The sequence below is a fragment of the Comamonas sp. genome (assembly GCF_036666375.1).
In the GTDB taxonomy this organism is placed as follows: Bacteria; Pseudomonadota; Gammaproteobacteria; order Burkholderiales; family Burkholderiaceae_C; genus Comamonas.
This window is the reverse complement of sequence record NZ_JAVWWA010000009.1, coordinates 72,228-81,162: the sequence shown is the minus strand read 5'-3', so window position 1 is coordinate 81,162 and position 8,935 is coordinate 72,228. Positions and strand designations below refer to the sequence as shown.

The following is an 8,935-nucleotide window of genomic DNA, read 5'->3' as shown; positions in this document are numbered from 1 at the left end:
GTCATGCGGATGCGTGAAGAAGGTGTGGCCGGCATACCGGTGGCCGGCATACCGGCGGCCGGCGTTCCGGCGGCCGGCGCCAGCGGCTGGAGCTGGCGGTACAGCGCCAGCACGGTCTTCACATAGTTTTGGGTTTCCTTGAACGGCGGAATCTTCTGTCCCGCACGGCGCACCGCGCCTTCGCCCGCGTTGTAGGCCGCGAGGGCCAGGTCGAGCCGGCCGTCGAACAGGTCCAGCAGATGGCGCAGGTAGCGCGCGCCCGCGGGCACGTTCACGGCCGGATCATGCAGCTGCTGGGCCAGCGTGCGGCTGCCCGCGGCGGCGACGCCGAAGCGCTCGGCCGTCGCCGGCATCAGCTGCATCAGGCCCAGCGCGCCCTTGGCCGAGACCGCGTGCGCGTCGAAGCCCGACTCGGTCGCGATCACCGCCTTGAGCAGCGCATAGTCGATGCCGCTGCGCTCGGCCGCGCGCCTGAGGTGCGGACGCACGCTCTTGTAGGCCGGCAGTATGTCGAAATACGACTGCACGCGCGCCCTGGCCGCCAGCGTCGCGCCCGGATTCTCCTCCGCGGCGCCGGCCTGCGCGCCGATATCGCGCTGCGAATCGAAGCTCGCCCCGCGAAAGAACAGCTCGTAGCGCTCATCGAGCTGCTCGGCCGCGAAATGCGTGATGCCGCGCGCATCGACAAACGCCCACAGATCGGCGCGCGCCCCGCCCGCGACCAGCGCCAGGCACAGCAGGCCACCCGCCAGCAGGCGTTGGCCAAGGCTGTGGTCCAGCGCAGGCAGTGAGCGGGCGATGCCGGGCATGGCTCAGGCGTTCTTCAGATGTCGACTTCCACGGCGTCGCCGTGCAGTTCCATCAGTTCGCGCCGGGCCGCGGCCTCGCCCTTGCCCATGAGCTTGGTGATCACGCCTTCGGAGGCCGCGAAGTCCATGTTCAGCAGCTGCACCGGCAACAGACGGCGCGTGTCGGGGTTGAGCGTGGTGTCCCAGAGCTGCTCGGCGTTCATTTCGCCCAGACCCTTGAAGCGGCTGACCTGGCACTTCTCGCGCGGCACGCCGTCCTTGGCGCACTTCTCGAAAATGGCGGCCAGTTCGCTCTCGTCGAGCGCGTAGACCTTGCCCGCGGGCTTCTTGCCGCGCGCGGGCACGTCGACACGGAACAGCGGCGGCAGCGCCACGTGGATGTGGCCGGCTTCGACCAGCTTGGGAAAGTGACGGAAGAACAGCGTCAGCAGCAGCACCTGGATGTGCGAGCCGTCGACGTCGGCGTCCGAAAGAATGCAGACCTTGCCGTAGCGCAGGCCCGACAGATCGGGAGAGTCGTTGGGGCCGTGCGGATCGACGCCGATCGCCACTGAAATATCGTGGATTTCGTTGTTCGCGAACAGCCGGTCGCGGTCGACTTCCCAGGTGTTGAGCACCTTGCCGCGCAGCGGCAGCACCGCCTGGGTTTCCTTGTCGCGGCCCATCTTGGCGCTGCCGCCCGCGGAGTCGCCTTCGACCAGGAAGACTTCGTTGTGCAGCAGGTCGCGGCTTTCGCAGTCGGTGAGCTTTCCGGGCAGCACGGCCACGCCCGAGCCCTTGCGCTTCTCGACCTTCTGGCCGGCCTTCTGGCGGCTTTGCGCGGCCTTGATCGCGAGTTCGGCGAGCTTCTTGCCCCACTCGACATGCTGGTTGAGCCACAGCTCGAGCGCCGGGCGCACAAAGCCCGAGACCAGGCGCACGGCGTCGCGCGAGTTCAAGCGCTCCTTGATCTGGCCCTGGAACTGGGGATCGAGCACCTTGGCGTTGAGCACATAGCTGGCGCGCGCGAACACGTCGTCGGGCATCAGCTTGACGCCCTTGGGCAGCAGCGAGTGCAGGTCGATGAAGCTTTTCACCGCCTGGAACAGGCCGTCGCGCAGGCCGCTTTCGTGCGTGCCGCCGGCCGTGGTGGGAATCAGGTTGACATAGCTTTCGCGCACCGGCGCGCCGTCTTCGGTGAACGCCACGCACCAGGCCGCGCCTTCGCCTTCGGCAAAGCTGTCGTGGTGGCGGTCGGCAAAGCCCTCGCCTTCGAACAGAGGAATCGCGGGCTCGCCGTGCAGGTTCTGCTGCAGGTAGTCGCGCAGGCCGCCCTTGTACTGCCAGGTCTGGGTGTCGCGCGTCTTCTCGTTGACCAGCGTCACCGTGACGCCGGGCATCAGCACGGCCTTGCTGCGCAGCAGGTGGACCAGCTCGCCCATGGGCAGCTGGGCGGTCTCGAAATACTTGGCGTCGGGCCAGACGCGCACCGTGGTGCCGCGCTTGCGCTCGCCGCTGGCCAGCGGCACGGTCTGCAGCGGCTCGATCACGTCGCCCGCGGAAAACACCAGGCGCGCGCTGTGGCCGTCGCGAAAGCTCGTGACTTCCATGCGCGTGGACAGCGCATTGGTCACCGAGACGCCCACGCCATGCAGGCCGCCGGAAAAGCTGTAGGCGCCGCCCTGGCCCTTGTCGAACTTGCCGCCCGCGTGCAGGCGGGTGAACACCAGTTCGATCACCGGGGCGTTTTCTTCGGGATGCAGGCCGTAGGGAATGCCGCGACCGTCGTCCTCCACGCTGACCGAATGGTCCGCATGCAGGATGACCTTGATTTTCTTGCCGTAACCGGCCAAGGCTTCGTCGGCCGCGTTGTCCACCACTTCCTGCAGGATGTGCAGTGGGTTGTCGGTACGCGTGTACATGCCCGGCCGCTGCTTGACGGGCTCTAGGCCCTTGAGCACGCGGATAGAGCCTTCGGAGTAAGCGCTCGTGGAGGAGGATGAAGGTTTAGCTGCCATGGGCTGGGATTGTAGTGCTGCGTGATCCAGAAAGCTGTATGGGCAAACAGCATGGCCTTGCGGCCTCTGTGGCGCGCCCCCGCAATGCTGCCTGCGCGCCAGCATCCTGGGGCCAATTTGGCTACAGTCGCATCATCATGCAAAAAACATTACCAACACCACTGTCCATGATGCAGGTGCTGCTGTGCGGGGGCGCAGTCGTCACCTTGTCCATGGGGATTCGCCACGGCTTCGGCCTGTGGCTGCAGCCCATCACCCAGGAAATGGGCTGGACGCGCGAATCCTTCGCCATGGCCATCGCGATCCAGAACATTGCCTGGGGGATCATGGGGATTTTCGTCGGCATCATCGCCGACCGCTTCGGCGCGTTCCGCGTGCTGCTGGCCGGCGCCGCGGCCTATGCGCTGGGCCTGACCGGCATGGCGCTGTCGACCACGCCGACCTGGTTCGCGCTCACGGCCGGGCTGCTGATAGGCGCGGCCCAGGCCGGCACCACCTATGCCGTGGTGTTCGGCGTGCTCGGCCGGCAGATACCCGCGACGAAACGCTCCTGGGCCATGGGCGTGATCGCTGCCACGGGCTCGTTCGGCCAGTTCTTCATGGTGCCGGTCGAAGGCGCGCTGATTGCCCAGATCGGCTGGTCGAATGCGCTGATCGTGCTGGCGATGCTGGTGCTGATGATCGTGCCGCTGGCCTTCGGCCTGCGCGAGCCCGGCTTTTCTTCCAGCAGCCCGCGGCCGCAGCGCGAGCAGACCGTGGGCCAGGCCATGGCCGAAGCCTTCCGCACGCCCAGCTTCCTGCTGCTGACCGCGGGCTATTTCGTCTGCGGCTTCCAGGTGATGTTCATCGGCGTGCACATGCCCAGCTACCTCAAGGATTACGGCCTCGCACCGCATGTCGCCAGCTATTCGCTGGCGCTGGTCGGGCTGTTCAACATCTTCGGAACCTACATCGCCGGCAACCTGGGCCAGCATTTCCCCAAGCGCTACCTGCTCGCGGGCATCTACATCACGCGCTCGGTGGTCACCGTGGCCTTCCTGCTGGTGCCGCTGTCGCCCGCGTCGGTCTATGCATTTTCCGCGGCCATGGGCTTTCTGTGGCTGTCCACGGTGCCGCTGACCAACGCCACCGTGGCGCAGATCTTCGGCATCCAGCATCTGTCGATGCTGGGCGGCTTCGTGTTCTTCAGCCACCAGGTCGGCAGCTTCCTGGGCGTCTGGCTGGGCGGCTACCTCTATGACCGCAGCGGCAGCTATGACATCGTCTGGTACCTGTCGATTGCGCTGGGCGTCTTCGCGGCGCTGATCAATCTGCCGGTGCGCGAAGCCGCGCTGCAGCGCCACACACCCGCGGCGGCCTGAACCATGACCGCACATCACGCCTGGCGCCAGCGCCTGCTCACGGGCCTGGGCTGGACCCTGGTCGCGCTGGTGCTGGCCGCGGTGTTCGGCCTCTATACCGACCCCCAATTCATGCTGTTGATGGCCGATCAAGTGTGGGCCTGCTTCTGATGACGCCCTCGACCTGGATACAACGCTTCAGCCACCTCGTGCCCGCGGGCGGCAGCGTGCTCGACGTGGCCTGCGGCCAGGGGCGCCACGTGCACTGGTTTGCCCAGCGCGGCCACCCCTGTCTTGGAATCGACCGCTCCCAGGAGGCGCTCGCGGCGCTGCCGGCGTCGGCGCAGCGGCTGTGCGCCGATATCGAGCAAGGCGCCTGGCCTTTGCCGGGCGCGCAGTTCGCGGCCGTCGTGGTCACCAACTACCTGTGGCGCGCGCTGCTGCCCACGCTGGTGGCCAGCGTCGCTCCGGGCGGGGTGCTGCTGTACGAAACGTTTGCCGAAGGCAATGCGCGTTTCGGCAAGCCCTCGCGCCCCGACTTCCTGCTGCAGCCCGGCGAACTGCTGCGCGTCTGCGGCAATGAACTGCGCGTGGTGGCCTACGAAGACGGTTTTCTCGACGATCCCGCGCGCTGCGTGCAGCGCATCGCGGCCGTCAGAACCCTGCCCGGCAGCGAAACGCCCGCCAGGCTCTAGGCCTTCAATGCCTGCACTTTTTCTGTCCAGAAACAGTCCCCATTCCCTTCGTACGACTGCGAGCACGCTGCGGCTTGCGCGCAATCGTTAGAATGTCTCTTTCCCGTTTTCAACTGCGGACATGACCTCTTCCACCGTCGCCCTCACTGGCAGCATTGTTGCCCTCGTCACACCCATGCACGAAGACGGTAGTGTCGACTACCCGAGCCTGCGCAAACTGATCGACTGGCATATCGCCGAAGGCACTGACTGCATCGGCGTGGTAGGCACCACCGGCGAATCCCCCACCGTCAATGTGGAAGAGCACTGCGAGATCATTCGCGTCTCCGTCGAGCAGGCTGCCAAGCGCGTGCCCATCATGGCCGGCTGCGGCGCCAACTCGACGCGCGAAGCGATCGAGCTGGCCCAGTTCGCCAGGACCGTGGGCGCCGACAGCCAGCTGCAGGTCGTGCCCTACTACAACAAGCCCACGCAAGAGGGCCAGTACCAGCATTTCAAGGCGATTGCCGAAGCCGTGGGCGACCTGCCCACGGTTCTCTACAACGTGCCCGGCCGTTCGGTCGCCGACATGCAGCATGACACCGTGCTGCGTCTGGCCCAGGTTCCGGGCATCATCGGCATCAAGGAAGCCACGGGCAACATAGAGCGCGCTCAATGGCTGATCCGCGATGTGCCCGCCGGCTTCGGCGTGTACTCGGGCGATGACCCGACCGCCGTGGCCCTGATGCTGTGCGGCGGACACGGCAACATCAGCGTGACCGCCAACGTGGCGCCGCGCCTGATGAGCGAGCTGTGCAAGGCGGCGCTGGCCGGCGACGTGCAGCGCGCGATGCAGATCCAGCGCCAGCTGATGCCGGTGCACAAGAACCTGTTCGTCGAAGCCAACCCCATCCCCGTGAAGTGGGCCGTCGCCCGCCTGGGCCTGTGCGGTGCAACCATGCGCCTGCCAATGACCGACCTGAGCCCCCAATATGTGGACCTGGTCGAGAGCGCGCTGCGCTCCGCAGAGCTCATCTGAGCCTGCGCCCCTCCTTACCAGAGCACCGAGGATTTTTCGCGTGAAACCAATTACTGCACGTCTGGGCCTGCTGGGCCTTGCCATGGCGCTTTCTGCCTGCACCACTTTCAATTCGGAAAAGATCGACTACAAAAGCGCCGTCAAGGCGCCTACGCTCGAAGTTCCACCCGACCTGAGCCAGCTGACGCGCGACACGCGCTACAACGTGCCCGGTGGCGTGGTCTCGGCGAATGCGCTGCAGGCCGGCCAGAACGCGCCTGCGCCCAGCGGCGCGCAGACCGTGGTCAACTCCGTGGGCGATGTGCGCATCGAACGCGTGGGCAATGAGCGCTGGCTCGTGATCCAGCGCCCTGCCGACAAGCTCTGGGATCCGGTGCGCGAGTTCTGGCTCGAGAACGGCTTCGTGCTGGTGCAGGACGACGCCAAGCTGGGCATCATGGAAACCGACTGGGCCGAGAACCGCGCCAAGCTGCCGCAGGACGTGATCCGCTCGGCGCTGGGCAAGGTGTTCGACTCGTTGTACTCCACGGGCGAGCGCGACAAGTTCCGCACCCGCCTGGAGCGCAAGCCCGACGGCGGCACCGAGGTGTACATCACCCACCGCGGCATGATCGAGGTCTACTCGACGCAGCAAAAGGATTCCACGGCCTGGCAGCCACGCCCCGCCGATACGGAACTGGAAACCGAGTTCCTGCGCCGCCTCATGGTCAAGCTGGGCCTGACCCAGGAGCAATCCCAGGCCGCCGCGGCTTCGGTCAAGGCCGCGCCTGCCGCGCCCAGCGCCCGCATGGACACCATCAACAACGTGCCCGTGGTGCTGCTCGACGAAGGCTTCGACCGCGCCTGGCGCCGTGTGGGCCTGGCGCTGGACCGCACCGGCTTCACGGTCGAGGACCGCGACCGCAGCCGCGGCATCTACTACGTGCGCTACGTCTCGCCCGAAGAGCAGAAGGCCAAGGGCTTCTTCAGCCGCATCTTCAGCCAGGGCGGCGAAGCTTCGGCGCCGGTCAAGTACCAGGTCCAGGTGCGCTCCGAAGGCGAACGCTCGACGGTGTCGGTGCTGACCACGGCCGGTGCACCCGAGACATCGGCCAATGCCCAGCGCATCGTGCGCGTGCTGACCGACGATCTGAAGTAAGCTGCAAAGCTGACGGTCCGCAAGGGCCGGTCAAAAAAAGCCACCGCATGCGGTGGCTTTTTTTCATCTGCGCATCGGCTGCCGATGGCGCGAGCGCACATAAAAAAAGCCCCGATCGCGAGACCAGGGCTTTTTTGCCTGACTGAAGCCCGGCGAACCGGACTCCAGCGGCGCATGCATTACTTGGGAGCAGCAGCGGCAGCGGCAGCGTCGGCAGCAGCCTTGGCAGCTTCTTCCGAAGCCTTGGCAGCGTCGGCCGAAGCGTCAGCAGCGTTGGCCGAAGCGCCAGCAGCGGCGGCGTCAGCAGCAGCTGCGGGAGCAGCAGGAGCGACTTCCACGGGAGCAGCAGCAGGAGCTTCCACAGCGGGAGCAGCCACGGGAGCGGGAGCAGCTTCTTCCTTCTTGCCGCAAGCGACGAGGGCAGCAGCAGCGATCACGGTAGCCAGAACGAGAGAGTTCTTCATGTCAGTTTTCCTAATTGAGGAGCAGTGAGAATTCGATATGCCATTAACGGCCAGCCTCTTGCAGCCATGGAGCGTCGCGGCAGAGTCGCAAGAAAATTACTGCGACACAGCGGGCAATTATAGGGAGATTTCAGGAATCCTGACGATTCCTGACGCCACTTCTACATTTGTCCACAACTTTTTTTCGGGTTTCCCCGCTTGCGGCGGCAAAGGCATCATCGAGGCCTGTTCTTTCAACGCGCCAGCCGTCTGCCAGGCTGACAGACAACTGCCCGTGCGCGTGTCAGACAGCGCTACGCACCCAACCGGCTTCGTGCCATGACGCCAGCAGTTCCAGCGCATCGTCGCTGGCCTTGGCCAGATCGCGCGCCGACAGCGCGCGCTGGTCGGCCAGCAGGCGCATCAGCTTGGCGTCACGGCCCGCGGCCAGATAGCTTTCACCGTTGATGAACACATGGCGCGCGTCGTACATCATGCGCGTGCGGCGATCGAGCACCAGGGCCTCGAGCATCACGCCCTCCTCGCCGGCCTCGAACCAGACGTTGGGCTTGGGGTCGGTCAAATATTCGCCCAGCGCGCGCTCCAGCGCCAGCGGCTCGGCCAGCGCGCGTTCCAGCGCCTTGCGCGCGAACTCGGCCATGGCCGCGGGAATCTCGCCCGGATTTGCCACGGCTTCCTGCTTGGGATCGCGGTACAGCACGGGGGCTTCTGGTTCGTCGGGTTCGTCCGACATGCGCAGCAGCAGCTCGCGCGCCAGTTCCTCGCGCGCCGGCGCACGGAAACCGATCGAATAGGTCATGCACTCGCCTTCGGCGACGCCGTCGTGCGCATAGCGCGGCGGCAGGTACAGCATGTCGCCGGCCTCGAGCACGAATTCCTGCTCGGGTTCGAAATCGGCAAGGATCTTCAGCGGAACGCCTTCCTGCAGCGTCAGGTTCTTTTGCTGGCCTATGCGCCAGCGGCGCTTGCCGTGGGCCTGCAGCAGGAACACGTCGTAGCTGTCGAAATGCGGGCCCACGCCGCCGCCGTCCGTGGCGTAGCTGATCATCAGGTCGTCGAGCCGGGCTTCGGGAACGAAGCGAAACTGCTGCAGCAGCGCGTGCACGCCCGCATCGTGCAGGTCCACGCCCTGCACCAGCAGCGACCAGGCCTTCTGGCTCAGCGCCGGCAGGTCCTTGGTGCCGAACGGGCCGTGGTCCATGGTCCAGCCCTTCTTCTGCTGGCGGATCAGGCGCGATTCGACGCCGTCCTGGCCGGCCAGCGCGAACAGCGCGTCGCGGCCCACGGGCGCGACCATCGCGGGCACGGCCTGGCGCACCAGCAGCGGCTTCTTGTGCCAGTGGCGGCGCATGAACTGGGAAGCGGTCATTCCGCCAAGCAGGGCGAGGGGTTGGTCAATATCCATGGTGGTCAACGGGGTCGCGATCTAAGAAACAGGCTGCATTGTCCTATGTATGCTGCCGGGGCTGTTTGC

9 protein-coding genes are annotated in these 8,935 nt (G+C 66.1%); 5 read left to right on the top strand and 4 right to left on the bottom strand.

Going from position 1 to position 8,935, the window contains the following annotated elements; genetic code table 11:
- Both RR928_RS03850 and RR928_RS03845 read right to left on the bottom strand, forming a co-directional pair.
- Window positions 1-809 (bottom strand): lytic transglycosylase domain-containing protein (locus RR928_RS03850; protein WP_332681541.1); only part of this gene is annotated, 809 nt, incomplete at its 3' end.
- A gap of 14 nt (window positions 810-823) precedes the next feature.
- Window positions 824-2,806 (bottom strand): DNA topoisomerase IV subunit B, encoded by a 1,983-nt coding sequence (locus RR928_RS03845; RefSeq protein WP_332681540.1) that lies wholly within the window; start codon window positions 2,804-2,806, stop codon window positions 824-826.
- 167 nt (window positions 2,807-2,973) lie between these two features.
- Here RR928_RS03845 and RR928_RS03840 point away from each other — a divergent pair, with 167 nt between their 5' ends.
- From RR928_RS03840 to bamC, 5 genes are all read left to right on the top strand, one after another.
- A complete protein-coding gene (locus tag RR928_RS03840; protein ID WP_332535040.1) occupies window positions 2,974-4,167 on the top strand; it encodes an MFS transporter in 1,194 nt (397 codons plus the stop codon).
- Window positions 4,168-4,170: 3 nt separating this feature from the next.
- Entirely contained in the window at window positions 4,171-4,317 is a 147-nt protein-coding gene (locus tag RR928_RS03835) for a hypothetical protein (RefSeq protein WP_332534951.1), read from the top strand.
- Entirely contained in the window at window positions 4,317-4,841 is a 525-nt protein-coding gene (locus RR928_RS03830; RefSeq protein ID WP_332534952.1) for a class I SAM-dependent methyltransferase, read from the top strand. Before RR928_RS03835 ends, RR928_RS03830 begins: the two co-directional genes overlap by 1 nt.
- 121 nt (window positions 4,842-4,962) lie before the next feature.
- Entirely contained in the window at window positions 4,963-5,859 is an 897-nt protein-coding gene (gene dapA / locus RR928_RS03825) for a 4-hydroxy-tetrahydrodipicolinate synthase (RefSeq protein WP_332681539.1), read from the top strand.
- A gap of 40 nt (window positions 5,860-5,899) precedes the next feature.
- A complete protein-coding gene (gene bamC / locus RR928_RS03820; RefSeq protein WP_332534954.1) occupies window positions 5,900-6,997 on the top strand; it encodes an outer membrane protein assembly factor BamC in 1,098 nt (365 codons plus the stop codon).
- 179 nt (window positions 6,998-7,176) lie between these two features.
- On the opposite strand, the gene RR928_RS03815 is transcribed toward bamC, so the two are convergent.
- Complete coding sequence (locus RR928_RS03815; protein ID WP_332534955.1) at window positions 7,177-7,461, bottom strand: hypothetical protein; 285 nt, start codon at window positions 7,459-7,461, stop codon at window positions 7,177-7,179.
- 283 nt (window positions 7,462-7,744) lie between these two features.
- Window positions 7,745-8,866 (bottom strand): cupin domain-containing protein, encoded by a 1,122-nt coding sequence (locus RR928_RS03810; protein WP_332534957.1) that lies wholly within the window; start codon window positions 8,864-8,866, stop codon window positions 7,745-7,747.
- Window positions 8,867-8,935: the final 69 nt, after the last annotated feature.